This is a genomic window from Streptomyces sp. GbtcB7, from assembly GCF_019091445.1.
GTDB lineage: Bacteria > Actinomycetota > Actinomycetes > Streptomycetales > Streptomycetaceae > Streptomyces > Streptomyces mirabilis.
Map to the genome: position 1 here is coordinate 1 of NZ_JAGXJM010000074.1, position 24,729 is coordinate 24,729.

A 24,729-nucleotide genomic window follows, 5' to 3' on the forward strand; every position below is an offset into this window, starting at 1 on the left:
CACTAATCCGGGGTCAGCACGCTTTCGCTCCCTTCGTGGCTTTCCCACTTAACGTGTGCGACTTCGTGTCGCACCTTGAGGCGGTTGATGCACCGCTCGATGGTGTTGCGCTGTTTGTATGCCTCTCGGTCGAAGGTGGGCGGCCTGCCGCCCTGGCTGCCGCGACGCAGTCGGTGACCGCGCTGGTCCGCCGGAACGGGAATGACCGCGCGAATACCGCGTTTGCGCAGGTGGCCACGGATCGCGCGCGAGGAGTACGCCTTGTCGGCCAGCACCATGTCCGGCCTGGTGCGGGGCCGTCCACGTCGTCGGGGAACGCGCAGGCGGGCCATGACGTCAGCGAAGGCGGGCGCATCGCCGGCCTGTCCGGCGGTGAGAACGAATGCCAACAGCCGGCAGCGGCCGTCGGCGGCGAGGTCGATCTTCGTGGTCAGTCCGCCGCGGGACCGGCCGATGGCGTGGTCTGCCGGTTCGTCGGCCGGGGCCCCTTTTTGCGGGCCCCGGCCGCGTGCTGGTGGGCGCACACGATCGTGGAGTCCACCGAGACCGCCCAGTTGATGTCCTCGTCGGTGTCAGCCTGAGCCATCAGAGCGGTGAAGACCCGCTCCCACGTGCCGTCTACGGCCCACATCCGCAGCCGGTTGTAGACGCCCCGCCAGTTGCCGTACCTCTCCGGCAGGTGGACCCACTGCGTTCCCGTCTGGAACTTGAAGGCGATCGCGTCGATCACCTGTCGGTGGTCTCGCCACCGGCCACCTCGCTTGGGTGCCCGGTCCGGGAGTAACGGCTCGATCCGCGCCCACTGCGCGTCAGTCAACGACACACCCGGACCAACGATCGGATGATCCAAATGAAACTGCCTAGCCCCCAGACCGCTCCCCCAGCACGCAGAACTCATTCCCCTCAGGGTCCGCAAGCACCACCCACGGCTCGTCCCCCCGCTGCCCGACGTCCGCGTGGCGGGCGCCGAGGGCCAGGAAGCGCTCGACCTCCGCGTCCCGGTCGTCGGGACGGAAGTCCAGGTGGAGGCGGTTCTTGACGGTCTTTCCCTCCGGAGCGGGCCCGAAGAGCAGGCCGGGCAGCCGGTCGGGCTCCGGCCTGATCTCGTACTCCTCGGGCGAATCGTTCACCACGGTCCAGCCGAGCGCCTCGCGCCACCAGCGGCCCAGGGCTACCGGGTCGGCGGCGTCGATGACGAGCTGTTCCCATTCAAGTCCCATGGGCCCGAGGCTAGCGTCGCATCCACATCCGGGTAGCCAGATGATCCAAAAGAAGCGCCCTAGGTGTTCAGCGGGATGTAGCGGATGTCGCGGCTGGTGCCGTAGGCGATGTCGGCTACGGCGTCGGCGAACGACATCAGCCGCGGGCCGCTGAGTTCGTACGCCTGCCCGGCGTGCATCTTCTCATGACCACCTCGGCCGATGACGGCCATGACACGGCCTTCAGCCATGACCCCTCTCACCCCGGTTGTCACGGTGTATCGGGTCGGGACTCGTAGTGCAGGCTGTGGAAACGGCCGCTCTCCTCGCGACCCGCAGGGTCGCCGCCCAGCGCCCGTACCGCCGCGATCGCGTACTGCCGTTCCCGCTCATCGGTGAAGAGGCGTTGCGGATAGGTGCGGGATTCATCGAGGGTGGTGCGCAGACCGTGCGCGGCGAATGTCTGGACGACCGGGTGGTACGACACCGTCCGCAGCACGAACGCGCTGGCCCATACCGGTCTCCGGGCGCCGTCCAGCAGTGCCGTGAACGTTCGGGCGGTGATATAGCTGCCGCCACCCGTCAGCGTGATGAGGCCGACCTCGGCGAGCGCGCGGTTCAGCTCGGGGCTGGGTGAGCCGTGTTCCAGGTCGTCGGTGAAGGCGGCGTCCAGGAGCCCCACCTCAAGCGCGTAGTGCACGGCGGGGGCCGAGACGTCCAGGCCGAACACGGGCACTGCGTCCGGTCGGCGCCGCTTGGCATAGAACTCCTTGTCGCGTGCCGCGAGTTCCGCCGTCGACATCGTCTGGTGGGCAGGGGATGTGTAGCGCTCGTACATCTCCGCCAGCGTGACGTCGTGGTTGAGCAGCGCGGCGTTGATCCCGTACGAGCAGCACACGTCCAGCACCGCCGGCCCGTGGGGGCAGGCGTCATCCGCATCGAGTGCGGCCCGTTCGGCGGCGGCCTGCCGGAAGACCGGCTGGGCGTGGTGCGGGATCTCGTACCCCAGCGGGGCCAGCCGCCTGAAGTATGCGCGAGGGTCGGGCCGGTCGTAGATGTCGTCGAACCGCGACTTGCCGCCCGCCACGTCCTCGGTACCGCCAGAGCCCGACCCGGCCATGCCGTACTCCTCCTCGCGGAAAGCACCCGTACCTCCATCATGTCCCGCCTCCTGCGCCCCGGGGCGGCTGCCACACAGGGCGGGCTCAGGTGCACTCCGTCGCTCCGATGGGGTGCGCGCCCACCTGGCGCGCAGTGGGACAACGTGTGCGGAACGCAGGGGTTACCGCGGGTCGGCCAACCGGGTGCCGACAGCGTCGTTGGCTGCGGGCACTGCACGTAACGCCGGACGGCGATGACGCGTTCGCGGGCGAGTTCGGCGAGCGGGATCTTCCAGGGTCAGAACTGGTCCTCGGGTCTGTGCTCTCTCAGTCGCTGCCATGCCAGTCAGCAGGGACAGTGACCGCGATCCGTCCTTCCCTCCCGCGTCGGACGTGCATGCGGTGCGCGTCGAACTCGTCCCAGTCGCAGCGCAGCCGGAAGACCTTGTGCGAGGGGATCACGGAGATGTCCGTGGCGGTTGTGAAGTCCTGTGCCTCCAGAAGGAGACGGACCGCTTCGCGGGCGTCGTGAGGGTGGCCGTCGATCACCCGCGCCAGGCGGTCGAGACTCGTCGTGATCTCCTGGCGTCGCGCGCCCATCGGATCGAACAGGGCGATGATCCGGGAGGCGTCGCCTCCGTAGGCATTGTGGCGGCGCAGCGACTCCTGCGCGGCCAACTCCTCGCCGTCCAGGGGAAAGACCTTGTGAGGACCTGGCAGCGGAAACGCCGGGTGCAGACGGAGCTGACCGTCCGCACCGGGGATTTCGTACACGAGCCCGGAGGCGATCATGAGAGCCAGCATGTCAGTGAGCGTGAACAACGGCGGCAGCCCGTAGTGGGCTGCATAGCGGGCAGAGGTAGCCTGCGCCTCCTGCAGATCCGCCAGTTCCTCCGCATCGCGCTCTTCGTCGTCCTCCCAGCAGGAGGCCTGCCAGTCACCAGAGGGGTTGACGCTGTTCCGCACGAAGGGACGCAGTTCCTCCCGCGTCAGGGGCTTCCCTCTGCTGGTCAGGCCCATCAGCAGCAGCCCCAGCATCGGCGGGGGCATACGAAGCCAGCCGCCGCCGACCACGCTGTGGAAGTGCTGCTCCCGGTGGTCCTGCGACCAGTCCGTCAAAGGCACCGTCGTCATGCTGGCTTCCCTCCGCGGCTTCTCGGTCAGTGGCTCGGATCATGGCGGTGCCAACGGCGTGATTCGCTCTTCGCTCGCCCGAGGACGGCCGAGACGGATGAAGCGGGCGCCCGCCACGGCTGGACAACGCGGGGGCAAAGCCCCGGTCACTGAAGGCTCGGCCGACCGGGTACCGACGCCAGCGCCGCCATGCCGGTCACGGCACGAACCGCCGGACGACACGCGCCACGCGCACATCGCGTCGAGCAGGATCCCGCCCGACGGACGGGCTGGGTTTCCGGCGAGCAGCCGGCGAGCGCGCCGGACATCCCGTGCCGGGTCTGCGAGCCGGTGACGCTCCTGTCCGAGAACCAGGCCCGCCAGCGGCTCAACTGGCGAGTCGAACAACTCGTCTCCGCCACCGGCCGGCACGGACGCACGGTCAACACCCTCGCCAACGACTCAATCGGCGTGAAGACGAGAAAGGGAATCTCCCTCGTCCAGCTCGGGGCCGCCCTCACTCACGTCGAGCAGTGGCTTGCGGACCCCGCCTCGATGCCCGCCGGCCGACCTGCCATCTCCCGCGCCGACCTCGACCAGCTGCACGGCGCCGAGCTGCGCAACCTCCTCACCACCTACGTGGGCCCACTCGTGAAAGCGCTCCACACGGCCATCCCGCTGGTACAGCTGCGCCTCAACGACTGGATGGACGCACCCAGCCGCGCCCAGGCCACCGACGAGCTACGACGAGCAACTGCGCGACGCCATCCTCCAAGCGGCAGCCTGGCTGGAGAACCCACTCCGCGTACGTGACTCCGCAGCCCGTCGAGCCCGGCGGTCTCCCCGCACCGATCCACACCAAGCCGGCCCAGCGGATTCGTCCTGCAGCCTGTGCGCCGCCCCCGTGGCGGCCGGGGAGATCATCGGCCGGATGCCCCGTCCACGCCAGCCGTTCGTCGCCATGGCCTGGCTGTGCGCGCACTGCCTGTTCAACCGGCGCGTCAAGCCACGGTTGACGGATGTCCTCCTGCGCGTCTTCCACCACGTGTTCAGCGGCAGCACCACCATTCCGCTGAACACCGCCGAGGCCCAGGTTCTCAGCGAGGTGCTGTCACGAGTGCCGGCTGAGACGGGGGATGCGCATCTGCGGGAGGCGATCGCCGCACAGCACACGGGAATCGACGCCAACGACCCCGCGATGCTGCTCAGCTTCCACCCGGCCCTCGCCGCGGTGGACGCCCTCCGGATCGCAATGCCCGGTATGGAGGCGAGGGACGCCGTCACCCTCGCCGCCGTCGCCGAGCACCTTGCCCAGTGGGAACACCACCCGAACGGCCTCGACCAGGAGCAGTTCGCCAGCCGCGTCCAGTGGCGGCAAGCCATCGTCAAGACCTCCCCCACGCCCACCGCCCTGTCCGAGCGCGGCGGGCCCTTCTGGGTTTGACCAAACGCCCCGGGTGCTGGCCCAGGAGCCATGACCAACCGGCCGCGAGTGGCCGGCCGTCGGCCTACAGGCGCACCGTGCCGGAGGTCACAACCGCGGGCGCTGCGGATGACGAACTCGACGGTGACGCCGCGGGGACAGGCGCTGGCCGGGGCCCCTGGCCGAGGAAGCCGGCGTACCCCGCAACGCGCTCACCCAGCGCCACCCCGACCTCAAGAACGACTTCTACGCGCAGGTCAAAGCCCGCGGACAGAACCCGGACTCCGAGATCCGCCTGCGCAAGCAGACCGCCAAACTGAAAGAACTCCGCGCTAAGGACGCCACAGAGCCGGCGCAGCTGCGGACCGACGTCGACCACCTCGTCCGCGCGGTCAACCAACTGGCCTCGCACAACCGGCGACTGCGCAGTGCACCGTCGCAGCCCAGCTCCCCGGTCAGAGCATTGCCGACACAGCCACGATCCAATCGGATCCCGTGAGCCGTGCTCAGGAGCCCAGCTGTCGCAGTGGCCATACCCCTGGTCCGCGCAGGGTCTGCCTGCAGACCCGATTTCTCATCCCAAGTTCGCCACGCCTGTTGAGGAGCGGATGATGAGGTACAGGTAGCGCGGGCACGGGGCACCAGCTCGTGCCGGGTCGGATGCCCTCAGCTGGGGAATCAGCCCTCGAGTTCGTGCCGGACGCGACGCGAGGGCTGGAAGGCGTAGAGGTCGAGGATGTCCGGCGGCTCGGCGAGACCGGGGCCGCCGTTCTTGACCCAGGCGGTGATGTCGGCAGCGTCGTCGGGATCGTTGACCTGGCCGAGCCAGACGGGCCGGCCGCCCGCTTTGCGGCCTTCGGCGGAGGGCTGGATGACGATGACGTTGGCGCGCTCGCAGGCGTCGAGGCAGTCGGTACGCCGGACCATGGCGACACCGGCCAGCGAGGTGCGCAGGTCGGTGAGCTGGGCTTCGTGGTCCAAGCGCGGAACTTTGGCCGGTGTGCCGCAGCAGCAGCCTCGGCACACGGTGACCGTGGGCCGGCCTGCCCCTGCCTGCGCCGTGCGGGCAGCGCGCCGGGTGCGCTTGCTCACTGGACGGCCTCGGTGCCGGCGCGCTTCCAGGCCGCATCACGCAGCAGGCGCAGGCCGTTGAGGCCGACGATGACGGTGGAGCCTTCGTGGCCGAGGACGCCGAGCGGCAGCGGCAGAGTGGCGACAAGGTCCCAGATGACCAGGCCGGTCATGAACACACCGGCGATGACCAGGTTCTGAACCACCAGGCGCCGGGCCGCGCGGGACAGTGCTACGACCTTGGGGACGGTGGAGAGCTCGTCGCGCACGATGACCGCGTCGGCAGTCTCCAGGGCGAGGTCGGATCCGGCACGGCCCATGGCGATGCCGGTGTGGGCGGCGGCCAGCGCCGGGGCGTCGTTCACCCCGTCGCCGATGACCAGCACCTTGCGGCCACGGGCCTCCAGGCGGCGCACCGCCTCGACCTTGTCCTGCGGCAGGAGCCCGGCATGAACGTCGTCGGCCACCATGCCGACCTCGGCCGCGAGGCGTGCCGCGGCACGCGGGTTGTCGCCGGTCACCAGCATCGGGGAACTGCCGGTCAGCGCCTTGAGGGCGGTGACGGTGCCGGCGGCGTCCGGGCGGAGCCGGTCGGCGATGCCGAGGATCCCGACCGGGGTGCCGTCGCGTTCGACGAGGACGGCGGTGCGGCCGCCGTTCTCCAGCTCCTCGGCAATGGCCGCCGTCCTGGCCGAGCGCGGGTCGGCGGCGCCGTTGAGGAGTCGGGCCGGGGCGCCGACCGCGATCGCGGCCCCGTTGATGGTGGCGGTCACGCCGATGCCGGGTGCGGAGTTGAAGTCCCGCATCTCCGGGATGCCGAGCCCGCGTGTGCGGGCGGCGTCAACGATGGCGCGCGCAAGGGGGTGCTCGCTGGGGTGCTCGGCCGCAGCCGCCAGGGCAAGCAGGCTGTCCTCGTCGAGGTTGCTGCCGGTCAGGGGGCGGATGTCGGTGACACGGGGGGTGCCTTCGGTGAGGGTGCCGGTCTTGTCGAGGGCGACTGAGTCGATCTGGCCAAGGCGTTCCATGACGACGGCGGACTTGACCAGGACGCCGTGACGTCCGGCGTTGGCGATGGCGGACAGCAGTGGCGGCATGGTGGCCAGGACCACCGCGCACGGCGAGGCGACGATCATGAAGGTCATGGCGCGCAGCAGCGAACTGGTCAGGTCGGCGCCGAAACCCAGCGGGATCGCGAAGACGGCCAGGGTGGCGGCGACCATGCCCAGGGAGTACCGCTGTTCGACCTTGTCGATGAACAGCTGAGTGGGGGCCTTGGTCTCAGAGGCTTCCTCGACCATGGCCACGATTCGGGCGATCACGGAGTCGGATGCGTCCCGCTCGACCTTGACCCGTAGCGCGCCGGTGCCGTTCAGGGTGGCGGCGAACACCTCGTCGCCGGTCTCCTTGGCGACCGGCAGGGGCTCACCGGTGATGGTGGCCTGGTCGACTTCGCTGGTCCCGTCCAGCACGCGGCCGTCGGCGCCGATCCTCTCGCCGGGGCGGACAAGGATGGTGTCCCCGACGGCCAGGTCGGCAGTGACGACGGTCTCCTCCCGGCCGTCGTCTCCCAGGCGGGTGGCGGTGGTCGGGGCGAGGTCGAGGAGGCCGCGGACCGCGTCCTGAGTGCGGGCCGTGGCCAGCGCCTCCAGGGCCCCGGAGGTCGCGAAGATGACGATCAGCAGCGCGCCGTCCATCACCTGCCCGATGGACGCCGCACCGATCGCGGCGACGACCATCAACAGGTCCACGTCCAGCGTCTTGTCCTTGAGTGCCTTCAGACCCTCCCAGCCCGGCTCCCAGCCACCGGTGATGTAGGTGAGCGCGTAGAGCGGTCCCCATGTCCAGGCCGGGGTGCCGGTCAGCTGGAGCGGCAGCGCGACCAGGAACAGCACCAGTGCAGCTGTGGCCCAGCGGGCCTCGGCCAGCGCGAACACACGGGTGCGCCGCTTCGGGGCGGTGTCGCGCGCCGAAGCGGCGGAAGGCGGGGCCGGGCGTTCGATAAGGGCAGAAGACATGACAAATAGACCCTTCACGGGCGTGGGGGCTGCAATACCACCACCATACAGGAATGAATGAATAGTTCTTCATCTGTCATTGGTAAGATGGCGTCATGGGCCATGGAGTCGATGACAAAGCCGCTGCCACCCCCCGCGAACGCCTGGATGCCGCGGGGGCCACCGATGTCGCCTCCACACTCCAGGCGCTGGCGACGCCGTCGAGGCTGTACATCCTCGCCCGCCTCCAGGAGGGGCCGTGCGCGGCCGGTGAACTCGCTGACGCAGTAGGCATGGAACAGTCCGCCTGCTCCCACCAGCTGCGCCTGCTACGCAACCTCGGCCTGGTCACCGGCGAACGCCGGGGCCGCTCCATCATCTACAGCCTGTACGACAACCACGTCGCCGAACTCCTCGAACAAGCCCTCTACCACGTGGAACACCTGCGACTCGGCCTGCACGACACCCCCGCCGACACCGACATGGCGGCCGCCGCGCCCTGACCATCCCCCCGGCCGCTGACGGATACGTTCAGAACGTCCTGCTGGTCGGCTCCCAACCGGACACCGACGACGCGGCCCCGCCGCCTCCGTCGCCACAATCCACTGCGCACTACCTCACCCGCTGTGGCGGCGGCTCCCGCTCACCTCACTTCGCCAGCTGTAGACCGCCCCTTCGGCATCTCGTACAGCCCTGCACGACCGTGGACAGGAGGGGACGGAACTGGGCCTTGGGCACTTGGCGCACGCCAACGGCCACCTGCGCCAACTGCCCGCACGCGAAGTCCTCACCTGCACCGAACCCACCCTCGCCCTGCCCCACCTGCTCGCCCAGTGCGGCACCCAGCCGGAACGCTGGAACGCCCTGCTCAAGGCCCTCGACTACGGCCCTACCGACGAAAAGATCACCTTCGGGCAGCCCCTAAACAGCATCCAAGCCCCATCTCCCGGCGCGAGTTCGCTGCAGAGGACAAGCTCATGAAGGGCGGTCTTGGTCTTCGACGTCCAGGTTCAACAGGAGGGTAAGGGCCTCGTACTTGGGTTCGACGTCGAGCGCGGGCGGCGTTCCATCGACGCCGACGGGCCGCTCGGCCCATCAATGGCCCACCGTCGCCCCGGTGATCACCGCCTGCACGCCGCCGTCAAAGACACGACGGTCACCGACACCGATACGCAACGGCGCGTCATCTCCCAGCCCGGCCATCGCCCGCCGCAGATGACCCACTGTCCACCCCGACTCCGCCGGCCCGGACCGAGCGAGGTCGAACGAGTGCCGTCCGGGATGGCCGTCAGCAAGGAGACACGGTTCCGACTCCCCGTATGTCTCCACCGCTGGCGTACAGGCCGGGCAGCCAGCGCCGTGGCGGATCTCCCGCAGCGCCCCTTCGTCCCACGCCAGCCAGAACTCGCTTTCGGCGTTGCAAGCCTGCCCGTAGCCGCAGATCTGGTGGAGGTCACCGGCCGTTCGGCCTGGTCGCACCGTGCCAACGCGGGAATCAAATGCGGCCGCCGGACGCTTTGACCTGGCGTGAAGAAGATAGGTTTCCTCTCGTTCGGCCACTGGTCGCCGAGTGCGCACTCCAAGACCCGGTCCGCGGCCGACTTCCTGCACCAGTCCATCGACCTGGCGGTCGCTGCGGAGGAGCTCGGCGTGGACGGTGCGTACTTCCGGGTGCACCACTTCGCGCGGCAGGCGGCCAGCCCGTTCCCACTGCTCTCGGCCATCGGTGCACGGACCTCGAAGATCGAGATCGGCACCGGCGTGATCGACATGCGCTATGAGAACCCGCTGTACATGGCCGAGGATGCCGGCGCTGCCGACCTCATCTCCGGCGGACGACTGCAACTCGGCATCAGCCGCGGATCACCGGAACAGGTGATCGACGGCTGGCGTTACTTCGGTTACACCCCCGCGGAGGGCGAGACCGGCACGGACATGGCCCGCCGACACACCGAGGCCTTCCTCAAGGTGCTCGAGGGCGAGGGCTTCGCGGAGCCGAGCCCGCGACCGATGTTCCCCAACCCGCCGGGGCTGCTGCGCATCGAGCCGCACTCCGAGGGGCTGCGCGAGCGGATCTGGTGGGGCTCCGGCTCGAATGCGACCGCCGTCTGGGCCGCGAAGCTGGGGACGAACCTGCAGAGTTCCACACTGAAGGACGACGAGACGGGCGAGCCGTTGCACGTCCAGCAGCGCAAGCAGATCGAGGCGTACCGCGAGGCGTACAAGGAGGCAGGCCACGCGCGAGAACCGCGTGTGTCGGTCAGCCGCAGCGTCTTTGCCCTGACCAACGACCTGGACCGGGCCTACTTCGGCCACGACCGCAACTCGCGGGACCAGCTCGGCATGATTGACGACACGACCAGGGCGATCTTCGGACGCTCGTACGCCGCCGAGCCGGACGTACTGGTGAAGCAACTCCAGGAAGATGAGGCCATCCAAGCCGCGGACACCCTGTTGCTGACCATCCCGAATCAGCTCGGTGTCGACTACAACGCCCATGTACTGGAGAGCATCCTCACCCACGTAGCACCGGAGCTCGGCTGGCGCTGAGTGTTATGCCGCCCTGCGTGGGGGCCGACTCGGCACCGTGGTGGTCGGGCCCCACGGATGGGCCGAGCCCCCGGGCCCGGACTCCGCCCTGGTCGGGCACACCGACCGTCCGGACAGCAGCCACGGTGCCGGCTTCACGGCAACGCTGGACACCGGCCGCCTCGATCGAGGCCGGCCGGTCGTCCGAGGCCGCCTCCGGTTCACCATGTGCGAAAGGGCTCGAGACAAGGAAGGTCAAGCACTCATCCTGCAGACACGAAACGCCGCACAGGAAGCCCGGCTACGGGCTGCCGCAGTTGAAGCCCGACTGGCCGAGTCCCATGCCCGCCCTCCCGTCAGTGTTCATTGCTCAGCGCACGGAAGGTGCTGTGTGGTGGGCGGAGGCCCCTGATCTCCCCGCGTACCCAGGACAGCCGCGCGCACGCGCCCTTGCCCGGGTGCCAGCGTCTTGCACTCAGCCAGCGACATCGTGCGGGCCGCCGTGATCCGCAACAAGGCTGCCCGTATCCGCAGCGACCTCGACGAGCTGACGGCGCGGCGCGAGGCCGACGACGCTCAGCGTGAGGCCGAAGAGCGCGTCGCCACACTCAAGGCGGAACTGGAGCAGGCGCAGAAGACGCTGCGCGCGGTGAAGGCTGGCGGCCGTCCCGCGGCCCCCGCTGTAGTTCCTACGCCGGCCGACACCAAGCGCAGCAAGGAGCAGTTGGCCGCGATCCGGACGTGGGCGCGCACGAACGGCTACCAGGTTGCCGACGCCGGGGTGATCCGCAAGACGGTGGTGGATGCCTACGACGCCGCCCACCGCACCACCAACTTGGCGGAGGCCGGCTGATGAACGCCGTACCCCTCGCTCTGGACGGCTACCTCGACACCGTTCCCGAGCCTGACGACGGTGGCACCACCGCCCGCTTCCGGCTGGTCACCTCCCCCACCGACGACCTTGAGGACGAGGCGATCGTGCCCTGCACGGCCAAGGACCCCCACATCGCCCACGCCCTGCTCAACAAGATCCGGCCCGGCGACCTGGTGCGCGTCTCCGGTCTGCTGACCCTCCCCGGCAGCGCCGACGGAGGCCTCCAGCTCAAAGTCGACGCGCTCGAATGGCTCTCCACCGTCCCCACCGCGGAGGGCACCGTCATCGAGCGCATGGGCCCCTACCTCATCGTGTTCGACCCGGACACCGACAAGGTCCCCGTCTTCACCGAGGCCGGCACCTGGGTCGGCGAAGCCGACGACGCCGACGACATCAGCGACGTCATCGACCGCTTCGAGCACGAACAGGAAGCGTCCTGATGGCCGACACGACACCGCGCACGGTGCTGGAGCGCTTCCCCGCCGGCGGCCCCCGCGAATCGTGGCCCGCAGACGAATACGCGGCCCAGCAACGCGAACAGGGCCAAGACGCCCGGGTCGTCATGGACCTGCGCACTGACCAGTTCCTCGCGGTCGTCGACAGCCCCGGCCACTGACCTTGCACACCCCGAGCGCCGTGCCCGCCCCGCGGGCACGGCGCTCCTTCCGTCACACCGCCTACCAAGACAAGGAACTCCCGTGGGCCCGCATCACCGTCGGCGTGGTACCCCGGCACGCCGTTGTCGGCGCAGATTGGTCAGGTCGCATTAGCTGAAAGCCCCTGGTGAGGGGCACGGGTTTGGGCCTGGTGATCGACCGTGTCCCTTACTTAGGTTCGGCCGGGTGCACCTGATCTTCTACTCCAGCGAGAGCTGGCAGTCCTGGGGACTTGGCGCCAAGCCGCTGATCCCTGAGGGCATGCCGGTCCTCATTGATGCCGACCGCCGGCCAAGGAGCAGACGCCTGATGGGCCGCATCACCGATGAGGAACGCGCCCGCAACGAGCAAGCCATCCGGGCTGCCATGGATCGCGTGCTGTCCGGGCAGCTTCGCCCCGGCCGGCGTTGTGATCTCAAGACCCTCGCTCAAGAGGCCGGAGTCCCGCGAACCGGCTTCTATCCCAGAAAGACCCCAGACGGGTCGGTCCGCCCCGGCCCCTATCAGCACCTCGCCCGGGAGTTCCAGCGCCGCGTCGACGCCCAGCAGCGGGCTGGCACGATTGCAGACCCGCGCGCGGCCCAGATCGAGCGACTCAAACGTGTGATCGAAAGCCTCAAGATGCGTCTCGCCGCTCAGGAGGCCACGATCGCCGAACTCACCGAGTTCAAGACACTGGCGATTGGCCGAATCGCTGCTCAGCAAGCCGAGATCGAACACCTGCGTTCGCAGACAAGCAACGAGCCACGAATGCTGCATCTCGTAACCCCACATGGACCATCACCGTCGTGACGATCTGAGCACGCATCCATGACGGTGGGCGCAGGACCCCCGGAGCCCGAGGTTCCTCCGAGGCGGTGAGGTTTCGAATCGTAGATTGTTCCCATGATCGAGGAGACGTCGCCCGAGCAGTTAGAGCGGTCAAGTACGAGACGCAGGAGGCATGCTGCCCCCAAGGAGGCCAACGCCGGTGGAATGATGCGGTCGTCCGCGCTGATGGCCGCCGGGACGGTGGTCTCGCGCGCCACCGGACTCATCCGGCAAGTGCTGCAAGCCGCGGCATTGGGCACCGGACTGCTGGCCACCACCTACAACCAGGCCAACACCGTGCCCACCAGTTTGTACTTCCTGCTGATCGGCGGTGCGCTGAACTCGGTCCTGGTCCCCCAACTGGTCCGGGCCCGGGCGGAAGACCCCGATGGCGGGGCCGCGTTCGAACAGCGTCTGGTCACCCTCGTGCTGTGTGTCCTCGCGGCCGGCACCGCGCTGGCTACATGGGCTGCCCCCGAGATCATCAGCGTCTATCAGCACGACACGCCCGCCACGCACGACGCGTTCGAGCTGACCGTGGTCTTCGCCCGCTTCCTGCTCCCGCAGATCTTCTTCTACGGCGTGTTCAGCATCTTCGGGCAGGTCCTCAACGCCCGGAACCGGTTCGGGGCGATGATGTGGACCCCGGTCCTGAACAACGTGGTCCTGATCACGATGTTCGGCCTCTACCTCGGCATGATGACCGCCCCTGAAAAGGTCTCGGACATCACCGGTGCCCAGGTCAGGCTGCTCGGGATCGGAACTACTCTCGCCCTGACCGTCCAGGCACTCGCCCTGGTTCCGTACGCCCACGCGGCCGGCTTCCGGCTGCGACCGCGCTTCGACTGGCGGGGCGCCGGCCTGCGCAAGAGCGCGAACGCGGCCCGCTGGACCTTGCTGTTCGTCCTGGCGAACCTCGTGGCAAGCACCGTGGTCACCCGCTTGGCCTCCGCCGCGGACGCTGCCCTGCCCAGCGACGGAGTCGGCTACACCGCCTACAGCTATGCCCAGCAGATATGGATGCTGCCCCAGTCGATTGTCACCGTCTCCCTCGTCACCGCGCTCCTCCCGCGGATGAGCCGGGCAGTGACCGAGCATCGTCTCGACGACCTGCGCGCGGACCTGTCCCGCGCCCTCAGGATCAGCGGCGTCATCATCGTCCCGGCAGCGTTCTTCTTCGTCGCCTTCGGCCCGCAGATCGCACCGCTGCTGTTCGCCCACAGAGCCACCGACGCCGCAGACACCGTCCCTCTAGGCCACATGCTGCAAGCCTTCGGTCTGGGACTAATCCCCTTCTCCGCCCAGTACCTGCTACTCCGCGGCTTCTACGCCTTCGAAGACACCCGCACGCCGTTCCGCATGGCGCTGTGGGTCAGCGGCATCAACATCGCTTTGGCGGTGGCCTGCCATCTTCTGCTGTCCCCCCGGTGGGCGGTCACCGGGATGGCCGCCGCCTATGCCCTGTCCTACGCCATCGGACTACTGATGACGGCTCTACGACTGAGGAAGCGTACCGAGGGCCTGCTCGACGGCCGACGCATCTGCCGCACCTATGCCAAGTTGACCTCGGCAGCCACCGGCGCCGGGGCTGCTGGCTGGCTCATCGCCCGCTCCTGCAGCCACAACCTGACACCGGCCTCCTGGACGCCAGCTATCTCGCTGGCCGCAGGCGGTAGCGCGATGGCCCTGCTGTTCCTTCTCTTTGCACGGCTTCTGCGAATTGGTGAACTACGCAGCCTGCCAGGGCTGGGCTGACCCGGCACCAACAGACGTAAGGCACATCCAGGGCCCAGGGCGAAGCACCATTCGTCCTGGGCCCTGGATGTGTGATCTCCATCACGGACCACGAAGCACGGAATCCGACACCCCCCTGGGCCGACTGCGCTCAGCGTGAGCGACCTGTTCGGCGTCACAGCCTCCACCGCCTGCCGGTGGGGCCAACTGGCAAGCGAGAGCTGGATCGACTACCTCGCCGCACGCAACGGCCACGGCGGACAACCCGAGTAATCATGCAGTGTCTGCCGACGAGACCGAGCTGTCTGTCCGGCCACGCCGGACCTCGGCCGCTGGCTGGAACGGGGGATCATCGTCGGCCCGGAGCAGAGGCTCGACGTGCTCCAGCGGTTGGCGGAACAGGGCCACGGCGTCTTTGACGCGCCCAGCCGTCATGAGATGCACCGCGAGGACGCCTCGGTTTGCCGGGATGGCCGGGTCCAAGATGGCGACAGCCTCCTCCGGGCGCCCGGCATCAGAAAGCAGACCCGCGAGGATCTGCGCCTCATACCAAGCGTCCCGTTCCGGGCGCGCCTGGGCCTCCTCGATCGCTTGGTCCCGGCGACCGCAGGCGACCAGCAGTTTGGTCCGCAGCCGGAAGAACTCGGTCTCCTCGCAGGCGAGTCGGGTCCTGCGGTCGTCGAGGTGGGCCAAGCCGTCCTCGGCACGTCCCTGGTCGACATACAGCGTGCAGAGCGCGTCAACGACCCAGTCGTCACCGCCGCCGGCGGCGCTCGGCAGAGTACGCAGTAGCTCGATCCCCTCGTTGCCCCGATCGTGCCGGGCCAGGAGTTGTGCGAGCGCCACCGCCGTATTCGGCGACCGGTCCGGAGACAGCGACCTGTACGCCTCGACCGCGCCCGCCACGTCCCCGCGTTGCTCCATGTACTCCGCGAGACATTGAACGGCGTCACCGAGAGACTCGGTCGCCGCGTACTCGCTCAGCTCCTCGATCCGTTCGTGCCGGGCCAGCAGATCGGCCAGTTGGTCTCGGCCGTTGACCGACGTGATCTCCCGCGTCGCAGCAAGGCGATCGCCTCGTCGACCCGCCCCTGCCGCTCGCGAACAGTCGCCAGCAGCTCGAGGGCGTTGCCGGGTTCGGTATGCCGGCCACCAAAGTCCGGCCAACCGCTCTGACGCCCCGTCTCGACGCGGGCCGTGAGCAGCGTGGCGACCTCTTCGTCCCGCCCCAGACCAGCGCTCACCTCAACCAGGGCCTCAGCCAGCAACCAGTCCCCGAAGTACGGCAGGAGTAGGTCGAACGCCTCATCGCCCCGGCCGTGCCGGGCAAGCAGCAGCGCGAAGTCCTTCAACGCCCCCAGGCCGCCGGCCTGCCGGTTCGCGCGGAAGACCTCGATCGCCTCGTCCACCCGTCCCCACCCCTCCACCAGCCCGTCGCAAGGTACGGGGTGAGCACTTCCAGCGCATTCTCCCGCCGCTCCTGGCCGATGAGGATCCGCACCCACGCCTGCGCACAGAACCAGTCGCCGGCACGTGCCTCGTGTTCGACTTCGCCGAGATGACCATGGTCGATGAGGTAAGAGACCAGGTGAGGAGGTATCCAGCCGTCGTATGTGCGGGCTCGGCGGTCGAGTTCAGCAGCGTTCACGAGGATGGAGCCTAGACCCCACGCCTGTCTCATCGTCTGGAGCTGGGCGCACCTATCGCGGCGCCGACTCGCGCGCCGCGAATAGCGCATGGGGCGATTACCGGCTCTCCCCCAGTCGGCGGCGTCGGCGACTCTCACCACGTCAAGGTCCTCGCCGAGCCCACGGCCGTCGCGCACCGCCAGGAACACCGCGCCGCCCTCGCCGCCCCGCACACCTTGCCCTGGCCCGCTCGCGGGCATGGGGCGTGCCGACGCCATCACCATCACCTCTCGAAGGAGAGCCACTTCATGACAGACACCACCACCCAGTTCACGCGTCTGCGTACACGGATGCTGGCCACCGCATACGGCAGTGCGGACTTCTGGACGCAGCGAACGGCCTTCCTCACCGACCAGGCCGTGGCCGCGCTCGCCCGCCGCAGCCGAGGCCCTCGCCGCGTCGCTGCTTGCCCCGGAGATCCTCCACGACACCCAGATCCTGGGCGCGGCCGTGGCCGGTTCCTGGGCGGCCGCGACATGGACGGCATCAAGCGGACCGACGCCACGTTCTTCCGCCACGGCAACCGTGTCCTGCGGAAGGTCGAAGGCCGGGTCCCCGCTCCTCTTACCGGGCCGGGTGGCAGCGCCTCACCTTCCGCGTCACGTTCCTGTCCGCTGCCGCCGGGACCGGCTACTCCTGCTGGCAGGAGTCCAACGCCACGGTGCTGGCCCTCGAGTACGGCGGGATCGGCGCGGTCGGCCTCGCGACGGCCGGGTGTATCGGCTACGCCGTGTTCGGCTGTCAACATCTGCTAGCCGCCCTGGTTCTTGTGGTCGGCGAAGACGGTCCCGTCGTCGGCTTTGACCTCGTTCAGACACGGTAGGGCCCTCGGCTGCCGCCGGAGGGTTTACTGGTAGCCGTTCCAGTAGTCCTCGGTTCCGGGGCACACGTGGTACGTGTTGGAGGCCCACACGGCCCGACCGCCCTCCCACAGGACGAAGTTCCCGTCGGCCTGCACCACGGCCCAGGTGTCGGCTCCGTGCCAGGTCTTGGTGTCCCAGGTGTAGGAGTAGTTCGGCTGGCCGGCGGTCGTGTTGTCGGCGATGTAGGTGGCGAGGTTGCCGTCGGTCCAGAAGTCCATCTTGACGCCGTAGTTGATGCCGCTGCTGTCGTGGAATCCGGACGCCCAGACGGCCTGCCCGGCGGACAGGTACTTCTGGAGGGCGACGGAGTAGCCGCTGTTCTTACAGTACAGGACCAGGTTTCCGTCGGTGCCCTGGAGCTTGAGGACCTCGTCGGCGGTGTTGAACGAGGAGCCGCCATGCCATTCGTTGCCGGTGTGCAGGCTGGTCTGGTGGGCGCACTTGGTGCCGTCTGCGCTGCCCCACCAGTTGCAGACGAAGGACGTGGCGGATGCGGGCGTGGCTGTCCCGATGATGCTGATGCCCGCGGTGAGTGCTGCCGCGGCGGTGAGCGAGCTCAGGCGCTTCTTCCAGGCCCTCATGGGCTTTTCCCCTCCCAGGTCGGTCGACGCGCCGTGCTGGTGCGTCGGTGACGAGTCTCATCATTGGTCCACTTCGGAGCACGGATCCCGTACAAGTCCGTGCCGGTCGTGTGGCGGCGCTCGCCAGGGCTGGTCGTGCTCCTGATGCCGTGTGGCGGGACCGGCCGTGAACTCAGGAAAGCGGCCCTCATGTCCGGCGTCGAATGATTCGATGAGATTCGAAGACGACGACTGAGGCGGGGGTAGGGAATGCTCCGAATTGAGCTGGGTTCGGACGGATTAAGCCGGATCAGGTTCGCGATGAGTCCCCTCAACACCACCACGGACCTCCTCTTCATGCTGGGCCGCTCCCCCCACCTGCTCGAACCGCCGTGGCATACCCGGGCCGTCGAAGCCCTACGCGACAGGCGGCTGGGGCTGCTGGCCGTGGTCGCCGGGGGCGGCCCAGGGGGGTACGCACCCGATTTCCCCCGACCCGAACCAGCCTCCTTCCAGCCCCCGGTTCACGCCGAACTGCACCAGGTCGCCACCACGTCACTGGAGCGGATCCGCTACGAGTTGACCGCGGCCGTCAGCGGTCACTCCTGGAACCAGGCCCGCAAGCCGCCCACGCTGCTCATGGCGGCCATGGAGCGAGGCGAAGACGGCCTCCGAGCATGCGTAGCAGACCAGCTCGAGCAGTTCTGGCGACACGTGCTCGCCCCGGACTGGCCGCGTATACGAGGCCGCCTCGAAGGCGACATCACCGCCCGGTCCGCCGCGATCGCCCGGCACGGGCTCAGGCACACGATCAACCAACTGGCCCCGAACATGGCTTGGCGCGACGGCGGCCTGGACCTGGCCATCGGCACCCACCAGATCAGGATCGAAGCCGACGCCGCCATCTTCGTGCCCAGCACGTTCGTCAAGACGGCAGTCTTCTGCGCAGGCGAGCCAGCCGGGACCCCGGACCCGCGCACGCCCCTGATCGTGTATCCAGCGATACCCGACTCCCGTGCCCCACTCCCCCGAGTGGACCAGTTGATCGGCGCAACCCGAGCACGGTTGCTGGCCGAACTCACCCAACCCCACACCACCGCCGAACTCGCCGAACGTCTGCACCTGAGCCCCGCGACCGTCTCGTATCACCTGCAAATCCTTCACCGCGCCGGACTCCTCCATCGCATCCGCCGATCACGCAACGTTCTGTACCAAAACCTCCCCAACTCGGCTCGACAGGAGAGCGTTTCGAATGCCAACGCTTGATTGCCGCGAAGTCTCCGCGCTTGCGGGCAGGTCTCCTGCTCATCCGGTTCGCACCGGCCTTAGCAAGTAGGAGCAGGGATGGTCGTCCCAGCCGTCGGGGACCGGGATGTGCCACCGCCGCCTCCATGCTGAACAACGGCGACAGCCCCGAGCAGGTCCCCGAAGCCCTCGGACTGTCCGAGAGCGAACTCGCCGACGCTCTCCAGCACGCCGAACTGCCCGCCACCTCTGCGGACTCGGAGGACAGCACCGGCACCCCGGAGACGGACGTCCCGGCACCCGCCAGCACGACGGACGCCGACCAGATGGAAGCCCTGCTCGCCTGGGCGGAGAACCACTCCGCCGCCGCCATCCGCAACAGTCGCCCGTGTCCGCAGCGACCTCACCCACCTGACCGAACGCCGCGCCACCGATGCGGCCCAGAGCGCAGCAGAGGCTCGGGTCGCCAAGGCCAAGGCCGAACTGGAGGCCGCGCAGGCAGAGCTGCGTCAGGCGAAGGCCGGCGGCCGCGCCACTACGGAGGACCCCGCCACCACCCCCTTGGCACCTGTGCAGGGCCCGGGCGGCAAGCGCAGCTCGGAGGAGCTGGCCGCGATCCGGACCTGGGCGCGGGCAAACGGCCACCAGGTCGCCGACCGGGGCACCCCGGCGAAGGCCGTCCTGGACGCGTACGACGCCGCCCGTGGCCGTGCTCCAAAGGATGGCCGAAGGCCGTGGGTTCACGATTTCCGAAGGGGGCTCGGAGTCGAACTCACGGGTGGTGGGGCCATAACGGTATCCCGACGGCCGCGCGTTCGTCTGGGCTCGCCGAACCGGCGGTGTCCCTGACCTCCCCCGCTGATGCTGATGGCCAAATGGGAAGTGGGAGCGCTTCGACGGGAGTTCTGGAGCACGCCGGGATTCGTCAAGGGTGATGTTCACGAGTTCTGGGATCACCTCGGCCCTTGCGTTGCGGGGCACTCAGGCGTTGGTGCGTTCGGGGGGCCTCGGGCTGCCGGCGGCGCGGTCGGCCGGTCGGCGGGGCACACTGCTGCCAACAATCCGGTCAACCGATGTGGGTTCTGAGAGAGGTGTCAACGTGAAGCGCTTGGCGATGACGGCGGTTGCGGTGGCGACGGCCGCCGCTCTGTTCGGCCCGCTCGCTCCGGCACGGGCCGCCGCGGTGCCCCCGTCCGTCCCGTCGGCCGGGCCCGGGCACGCTGCGTTCCAGCGCCAGTACTACCCGGACGTCGACTACATCACGTGCGAGATCAACAAGGAGCGGATCGCGCAGGAACTGCCGCCGCTTCTGATCTCCGACCGAGCCAGTGACGTGAGCCGCAACCACGCGATCGACATGGCCAACATCGGCAAGCTCACCGGGACGGGCAGCGACGGGAGGGACCAGCGGGCGCGGCTGGCTGACGCCAGCATCTACTCGAACACGATCCTCGAGTTCATGTTCTCCGGCTACAACCACGACGGGTACTTCGCGGACATGGCCACCGACCCGAGGCCGGACAACGGGTTCTACCGGGCCCTGATGAACCGGGACGTCGTGGCGATCGGCCTCGGCTACGACAGGAGGTTCTGGGACGTGAACCTCCTGGGCTACCACCGCCGCCTGAACGCCCGGCCCGCCGTCTGCTCCAAATCCTGAGCCGAGCCGAGCGGGGGTTCCCCCGCGCTGCGGGCCGCGCGTGCCGACCCCCGAAGCGGCGCACGGCCCAATGGACGCCGGCCGGGGGATCGCCGCCCGGCTCTTTCGACGAGCATCGGGGAAGGTTCCGTGTGTCGTGTGGCGATGGCCTGCCTGTGCGCCGTGTCCTCCGCGGTGTCGGGCGCGGGGCTCGGCGTCGCGAGGGCGGCTGCGGCCGAGCCGGGCCCCGTGCGCTTGCGGGTGCAGGTGGTGGACGTGCTGGCGCACGCCCGGGACGCATTCCCGGTTGTTCCGCAGCGGCGTCCCGCCGTGCTGTTGTGACTGGACAGGTTGTCGGTGACGATCCAGATCTCCCCGTGCGAGTTGGCGTCCCCGAGCAGTCGCAGGAACTGCTGGGGCTTGTCGGGGATCTTGGGGAACTGGGGATTTCCCTGGTCGTGTGGATGAGCACGGTTGCTTGAGCGGATGTCATTGGTCGTTGTCGGCCACCGCCGAGCGGCCTCGGACGGCCCAGACAACGGCCCGTCGGCCCATCCGGCGACCTACGAGCCGGCGGGCATCCCGCGCTCACTGACGTGCTTGGGCCCGCAACTCCTTCAGCCGACTGTGGAACGCGTTGTGGCGCTTCTGGTCGAGGTTCGAACAGGTGGTTGCCGCTGGTCCCACTGGACAAGCAGAGGACTGGAGGCGGTTCCTGAACGCCCAGATCAAACTCGCGCCTTCAGTCGTCGTCGTGCTCGCGGGTGCAAGGTCTCCGGCGCGTGTACAGAAAGGACGCGGCGCTCGTGGACCATGCGGGCTCACGCGTCGATATCATCGAACTGGTCGAGAAGAAAGTCGACCGGTGTCCGGCTCGGGGCGGCGGATGTGCCGTCGTGGAGAAACTGTTCCGCCCAGATGACCTTGCCGCGGGTCGTGTACCGCGTTCCCCATCGCTGGGCGAACTGCGCCACCAGAAACAGCCCCCGCCCGCCTTCGTCCGTGGTCGCCGCCCGCCGTAGGCGCGGCGAGGTACCGCTGCCGTCCGACACCTCGCAGATCAGACAGCGTCCGTGCAGCAGCCGCACGCTGACCGGCGGCAATCCGTACCGGATCGCGTTCGTGATCAGCTCGCTGAGGATCAGTTCCGTGGCGAATCCGGCCTCCTCCAGTCCCCACTCCCGCAAAGTCTCCCTGCACCGCGCCCGCACCGAGGGAACCACCGCCGGGTCCGACGGCACGTCCCACTCGACCACGCGCGAGGGCGGGAATATCCGGGTACGCGCCACCAGCAGCGCGATGTCGTCGGAGGAGTGTGACGGCTTCGTCGCGTCGATCACCGCCTGACACGTCTCCTCCGGAGTGCGGCGCTCGGAACCGTCCAATGCCTGGCGCAGCCTCTCCAACCCGACGTCGATGTCGTGGGTGCGCTCCTCCACCAGGCCGTCGGTGTACAGCACCAGTTGTGAACCGTTCGGCAAGGAGAACTCGGCGGTCTCGAAGGGGTAGCCGCCCAGGCCGAGCGGCGTCGAAGCCGGGACGCCAGGACAGGTGACCGTCCCGTCCGGACGCACCACCACCGGTTCCGGGTGTCCCGCACGGGCCATCGTGCAGGCCCCCGACACCGGGTCGTAGACCGCGTAGAGACAGGTCGCTCCGGTCACCCCCTCCCCCTCGTGGCCCTCCGCGGCACCGCTCGCGTTCTCCTCGTTGTCCATGCTGACGACGAGGTCATCCAGGTTCGCGAGCACCTCGTCAACGGGGAGGTCCAGGGTGGAGAAGTTGTGCACCGCGGTGCGCAGCCGGCCCATCGTCGCCGCCGCGTGCAGCCCGTGACCGACGACATCACCCATGACCAGAGCCACCCGAGCGCCCGGAAGCGGGATGACGTCGAACCAGTCCCCGCCCACCCCCGCCTCCGCGGGCAGATACCGCCAGGCCACCTCCAGCGCGTCCTGATCCGGCTGTGCCCGCGGCAACAGACTGCGCTGCAGCGTCACCGCCATCGCGTGCTCCCGGGTGAACCTCCGGGCATTGTCGATGGCCAGGGCCGCCCGCGCGGCCAGTTCCTCCGCGAAGGAGAGATCCTCCGGCTGGAACGCCGGGGAATCCGCTGTCCGGTAGAAGTTCACCACGCCCAGCGGCACGTTCCGCGCCTGCAGCGGTACGGTCACCAGCGAACGCAACCCGCACTCCAGGGCCTTCCGGGCGCGCTCCGGGTCCTGCTCCCGCCAGCCGTGTGCCTGCCGCAGGTCCGCCTCCAACAGGACCCGTCGCTCCTGCAGCGTCCGCATTTGCGGCGTTCGGCGCGAGAACGTGATCACTTCGCCCAGCGGATACACCGGGATCATCCGCTGTTCACCGCCGATCGCCGCCCGGCGCAGATGCCGCCAGCCCTCCGCCGTCGGCTCGCATCCCCGCAGTACCGCGTCGAGCAGGTCCACCGTCACCAGGTCAGCGAACTCCGGCGCCGCAACGTCGGCCAGCTCCTGCGCCGTACGCCCCACGTCCAGCGTCGTGCCAATCCCCACCCCGGCCTCGTACAGCAGCTTCAGTCGCTCCCGTGCGACCTCGGCCCGCCCCGAGACCGCCGCCAGCTCCGTGGTGTCCCGCAGGGTCACCACGCTGCCTCCCCGGTCGGCCTGCGGGTACGTTGGCCGCTTGTTCACCGCCAGCAATCGGTCCCCTGCGCGATGCACCTCATCGGTGACCGCCTCCGGCGACGACAGCAGACGCGTGATCGGCTCCGGCAGTCCCAGCTCCCGCACCGGGCGCCCCTGCACGTCCGCCGGCAGGTCGAGCAGACGCCTCGTCTCGTCGTTGGCCAACAGCAGTCGTCCGTCGCCGCCGATGATCAGCACTCCTTCCCGCACCGCGTGCAGGACCGCGTCGTGGTGCTCGTACAGCTGCGCCAGCTCCGCCGGGGCCAGGCCGTGTGTCTGCCGACTCAGCCGCCGGGCCATTAGCGTCGTTCCCGTCATGGACAGCGCCAGCGCGGCCGCGCCGCTGCCCAGAATGATCGGCAGCTGCGGAAGCCACAGTGCCGCCACGTTCTTGACCGTGATTCCGGCGGAGACCAGGCCGACCACCTTGCCACGCGAGTCGGTCACCGGGACCACCGCCTGCACGGCGGTTCCTTTGCCCACGGGCAGAGGCGGCCCGCCGGCCTGCTCGACGACGGTACGGCCCTTCAGCGCCGGTGCGATCGTGCCGACGAACTTCTTCCCGATCTCGCGCGGATAGGGATACGTGTAACGAATCCCCTGCGTGTTCATGGCGACGACGAAGTCCACGCCCGTGCGTTTCCGCACCTCCTCGGCCCGCGGCTGGAGCACCGCCGTCGGATCACGGCTTCGCAGCGCCTCGGCCGTGCCAGGGGCACTCGCGAACGACTGGGCCGCAACGACCGACTCACGACGCCCCCGCTGCATCGCGTCACGCGACGTCTGGAGCACCATGGCCGCCACCGCGGCCACGACCAGCAGGACCACGATGACGACCTGGAGAAGGAATACTTGACCGGCCACACTGCGCAGGTCCAGCAGGGAAGCCCGGTGTTGCCGCGAGCGTCCGATCAGCGGATGACGTTCCGGGCTCCGACGACGCCCAGAAAATACCTCCATACACCCTTGATAACACCGCTGCGGGGAAGCCGTGCTGATCACGTCCGTAGCGACGCCGCGTTACTGAGTTCGGCACTTCAGGGCGACGGTGGCGGGCCGAGGGAGAACGATGGCAGCCGCTCCAGCACCTCGGCGTACTCTCCGTCGATCGCAGCGATGCGGACCCTGATATAGGGGCGAACTGGGCGGGCGGCAGAGCCGGCCGTAAGGGGCGTCCCCGGTGCTCGTTGAAGTTGTGTGAAGAACAAGAACCAGCAGGCCGGGGACGCCGTCTCCCTGGTCTATCAGTGCGCCCTGCCGCTGTCCACGAGAACTGTCCAATACGTCACCGACCTGCTGCGCAAGCACCTGAAGGCAATCAGATCGCGGTGGCGGTCCCTGCCGGCAGGCCGGATCGTCGTGATCGTCCTGGCCGTGCTGCGCCACGACCAGCGCGCCGCCGACCTGGCCGGCGGTAACGGCATCGCGGCCACGACGATCCGCCGCTGGACCGACGAGGTCGTCGCCCTGCTGGCGGCCGGGGCACCGCGCCTGGACCGCGCCCTGGCCAAGGTCGCCAGACGCGGCGGGGAGGCCGTGCTGATCGACGGCACCCTCATCCCCACCCG

General features: G+C 68.9%; 24 protein-coding genes and 2 pseudogenes. 15 read left to right on the plus strand and 11 right to left on the minus strand.

Going from position 1 to position 24,729, the window contains the following annotated elements:
* Positions 1-74: 74 nt before the first annotated feature.
* The 5 genes and pseudogenes from KVT44_RS59585 to KVT44_RS53605 form a co-directional block, all read right to left on the minus strand.
* Positions 75-838, minus strand: a pseudogene (locus KVT44_RS59585) (IS5 family transposase); the annotation flags it as partial.
* Between the two features lie 22 nt (positions 839-860).
* Positions 861-1,220, minus strand: a complete 360-nt coding sequence (locus KVT44_RS53590; RefSeq protein ID WP_217576260.1) for a VOC family protein — start codon at positions 1,218-1,220, stop codon at positions 861-863.
* Between the two features lie 59 nt (positions 1,221-1,279).
* Entirely contained in the window at positions 1,280-1,450 is a 171-nt protein-coding gene (locus KVT44_RS53595) for a hypothetical protein (protein ID WP_217576262.1), read from the minus strand.
* Positions 1,451-1,470: 20 nt separating this feature from the next.
* On the minus strand, positions 1,471-2,319 hold the full coding sequence (locus KVT44_RS53600; RefSeq protein WP_217576264.1) for a hypothetical protein: 849 nt from the start codon (positions 2,317-2,319) through the stop codon (positions 1,471-1,473).
* A 307-nt stretch (positions 2,320-2,626) separates the two neighbouring features.
* Positions 2,627-3,433, minus strand: a complete 807-nt coding sequence (locus tag KVT44_RS53605) for a DUF6042 family protein (RefSeq protein ID WP_217576266.1) — start codon at positions 3,431-3,433, stop codon at positions 2,627-2,629.
* Positions 3,434-3,763: 330 nt separating this feature from the next.
* Here KVT44_RS53605 and KVT44_RS53610 point away from each other — a divergent pair, with 330 nt between their 5' ends.
* Together KVT44_RS53610 and KVT44_RS53615 are read left to right on the plus strand one after the other, a co-directional pair.
* Positions 3,764-4,225, plus strand: a complete 462-nt coding sequence (locus KVT44_RS53610) for a hypothetical protein (protein WP_217576268.1) — start codon at positions 3,764-3,766, stop codon at positions 4,223-4,225.
* Positions 4,226-4,343: 118 nt separating this feature from the next.
* The gene (locus KVT44_RS53615) at positions 4,344-4,856 is read left to right on the plus strand and encodes a hypothetical protein (protein ID WP_217576270.1); all 513 of its coding nucleotides are present in this window, start codon (positions 4,344-4,346) and stop codon (positions 4,854-4,856) included.
* A 657-nt stretch (positions 4,857-5,513) separates the two neighbouring features.
* Here the strand turns inward: KVT44_RS53615 and KVT44_RS53620 are convergent.
* Together KVT44_RS53620 and KVT44_RS53625 are read right to left on the minus strand one after the other, a co-directional pair.
* Positions 5,514-5,927 (minus strand): (2Fe-2S) ferredoxin domain-containing protein, encoded by a 414-nt coding sequence (locus tag KVT44_RS53620; protein WP_217576272.1) that lies wholly within the window; start codon positions 5,925-5,927, stop codon positions 5,514-5,516.
* Positions 5,924-7,921 (minus strand): heavy metal translocating P-type ATPase, encoded by a 1,998-nt coding sequence (locus KVT44_RS53625; protein WP_217576274.1) that lies wholly within the window; start codon positions 7,919-7,921, stop codon positions 5,924-5,926. The genes KVT44_RS53620 and KVT44_RS53625 overlap by 4 nt, the downstream gene beginning before the upstream one ends.
* Before the next feature lie 95 nt (positions 7,922-8,016).
* Between KVT44_RS53625 and KVT44_RS53630 the strand changes: the two genes are divergently transcribed.
* The 8 genes from KVT44_RS53630 to murJ all read left to right on the plus strand — a co-directional run bounded on the left by KVT44_RS53630 (position 8,017) and on the right by murJ (position 14,524).
* Positions 8,017-8,403 carry a metalloregulator ArsR/SmtB family transcription factor gene (locus KVT44_RS53630; RefSeq protein ID WP_217576276.1) on the plus strand — a complete coding sequence of 129 codons (387 nt, stop codon included), beginning with the start codon at positions 8,017-8,019 and terminating at the stop codon, positions 8,401-8,403.
* Between the two features lie 235 nt (positions 8,404-8,638).
* On the plus strand, positions 8,639-8,881 hold the full coding sequence (locus KVT44_RS53635) for a hypothetical protein (RefSeq protein ID WP_217576279.1): 243 nt from the start codon (positions 8,639-8,641) through the stop codon (positions 8,879-8,881).
* A 546-nt stretch (positions 8,882-9,427) separates the two neighbouring features.
* Entirely contained in the window at positions 9,428-10,450 is a 1,023-nt protein-coding gene (locus tag KVT44_RS53640; RefSeq protein ID WP_217576281.1) for an LLM class flavin-dependent oxidoreductase, read from the plus strand.
* A 448-nt stretch (positions 10,451-10,898) separates the two neighbouring features.
* Positions 10,899-11,282 carry a histone-like nucleoid-structuring protein Lsr2 gene (locus KVT44_RS53645; protein ID WP_217576283.1) on the plus strand — a complete coding sequence of 128 codons (384 nt, stop codon included), beginning with the start codon at positions 10,899-10,901 and terminating at the stop codon, positions 11,280-11,282.
* Positions 11,282-11,743 (plus strand): OB-fold nucleic acid binding domain-containing protein, encoded by a 462-nt coding sequence (locus KVT44_RS53650; protein WP_217576285.1) that lies wholly within the window; start codon positions 11,282-11,284, stop codon positions 11,741-11,743. Before KVT44_RS53645 ends, KVT44_RS53650 begins: the two co-directional genes overlap by 1 nt.
* The gene (locus KVT44_RS53655) at positions 11,743-11,919 is read left to right on the plus strand and encodes a hypothetical protein (protein WP_217576287.1); all 177 of its coding nucleotides are present in this window, start codon (positions 11,743-11,745) and stop codon (positions 11,917-11,919) included. The genes KVT44_RS53650 and KVT44_RS53655 overlap by 1 nt, the downstream gene beginning before the upstream one ends.
* 226 nt (positions 11,920-12,145) lie before the next feature.
* Positions 12,146-12,751, plus strand: coding sequence for a hypothetical protein (locus tag KVT44_RS53660; protein ID WP_217576289.1), 606 nt, complete (start codon positions 12,146-12,148; stop codon positions 12,749-12,751).
* A 93-nt stretch (positions 12,752-12,844) separates the two neighbouring features.
* Positions 12,845-14,524 (plus strand): murein biosynthesis integral membrane protein MurJ, encoded by a 1,680-nt coding sequence (murJ, locus tag KVT44_RS53665; RefSeq protein ID WP_217576291.1) that lies wholly within the window; start codon positions 12,845-12,847, stop codon positions 14,522-14,524.
* Between the two features lie 252 nt (positions 14,525-14,776).
* Here murJ and KVT44_RS53670 read toward each other — a convergent pair whose 3' ends face one another.
* Both KVT44_RS53670 and KVT44_RS53675 read right to left on the minus strand, forming a co-directional pair.
* Entirely contained in the window at positions 14,777-15,427 is a 651-nt protein-coding gene (locus KVT44_RS53670) for a lipopolysaccharide assembly protein LapB (RefSeq protein WP_217576293.1), read from the minus strand.
* A 56-nt stretch (positions 15,428-15,483) separates the two neighbouring features.
* Positions 15,484-15,912 (minus strand): hypothetical protein, encoded by a 429-nt coding sequence (locus KVT44_RS53675; RefSeq protein WP_217576295.1) that lies wholly within the window; start codon positions 15,910-15,912, stop codon positions 15,484-15,486.
* Positions 15,913-16,852: 940 nt separating this feature from the next.
* On the opposite strand from KVT44_RS53675, the gene KVT44_RS53680 reads away from it, so the two are divergent.
* Complete coding sequence (locus tag KVT44_RS53680; protein WP_217576297.1) at positions 16,853-17,014, plus strand: hypothetical protein; 162 nt, start codon at positions 16,853-16,855, stop codon at positions 17,012-17,014.
* A gap of 24 nt (positions 17,015-17,038) precedes the next feature.
* Here KVT44_RS53680 and KVT44_RS53685 read toward each other — a convergent pair whose 3' ends face one another.
* The gene (locus KVT44_RS53685) at positions 17,039-17,635 is read right to left on the minus strand and encodes a hypothetical protein (protein WP_217576299.1); all 597 of its coding nucleotides are present in this window, start codon (positions 17,633-17,635) and stop codon (positions 17,039-17,041) included.
* A 300-nt stretch (positions 17,636-17,935) separates the two neighbouring features.
* Here KVT44_RS53685 and KVT44_RS53690 point away from each other — a divergent pair, with 300 nt between their 5' ends.
* The 3 genes from KVT44_RS53690 to KVT44_RS53700 all read left to right on the plus strand — a co-directional run bounded on the left by KVT44_RS53690 (position 17,936) and on the right by KVT44_RS53700 (position 20,519).
* Positions 17,936-18,880, plus strand: coding sequence for a helix-turn-helix transcriptional regulator (locus tag KVT44_RS53690; protein WP_217576301.1), 945 nt, complete (start codon positions 17,936-17,938; stop codon positions 18,878-18,880).
* A 549-nt stretch (positions 18,881-19,429) separates the two neighbouring features.
* Positions 19,430-19,708: a histone-like nucleoid-structuring protein Lsr2 gene (locus KVT44_RS61335; protein WP_368857616.1), complete on the plus strand. Its 279-nt coding sequence runs from the start codon at positions 19,430-19,432 to the stop codon at positions 19,706-19,708.
* A 250-nt stretch (positions 19,709-19,958) separates the two neighbouring features.
* Positions 19,959-20,519 carry a CAP domain-containing protein gene (locus KVT44_RS53700; protein ID WP_217576303.1) on the plus strand — a complete coding sequence of 187 codons (561 nt, stop codon included), beginning with the start codon at positions 19,959-19,961 and terminating at the stop codon, positions 20,517-20,519.
* An 800-nt stretch (positions 20,520-21,319) separates the two neighbouring features.
* Here KVT44_RS53700 and KVT44_RS53705 read toward each other — a convergent pair.
* Positions 21,320-24,121 (minus strand): SpoIIE family protein phosphatase, encoded by a 2,802-nt coding sequence (locus tag KVT44_RS53705; RefSeq protein WP_217576305.1) that lies wholly within the window; start codon positions 24,119-24,121, stop codon positions 21,320-21,322.
* Between the two features lie 237 nt (positions 24,122-24,358).
* On the opposite strand from KVT44_RS53705, the pseudogene KVT44_RS53710 reads away from it, so the two are divergent.
* Positions 24,359-24,729: pseudogene (locus KVT44_RS53710) on the plus strand (IS5/IS1182 family transposase); the annotation flags it as partial.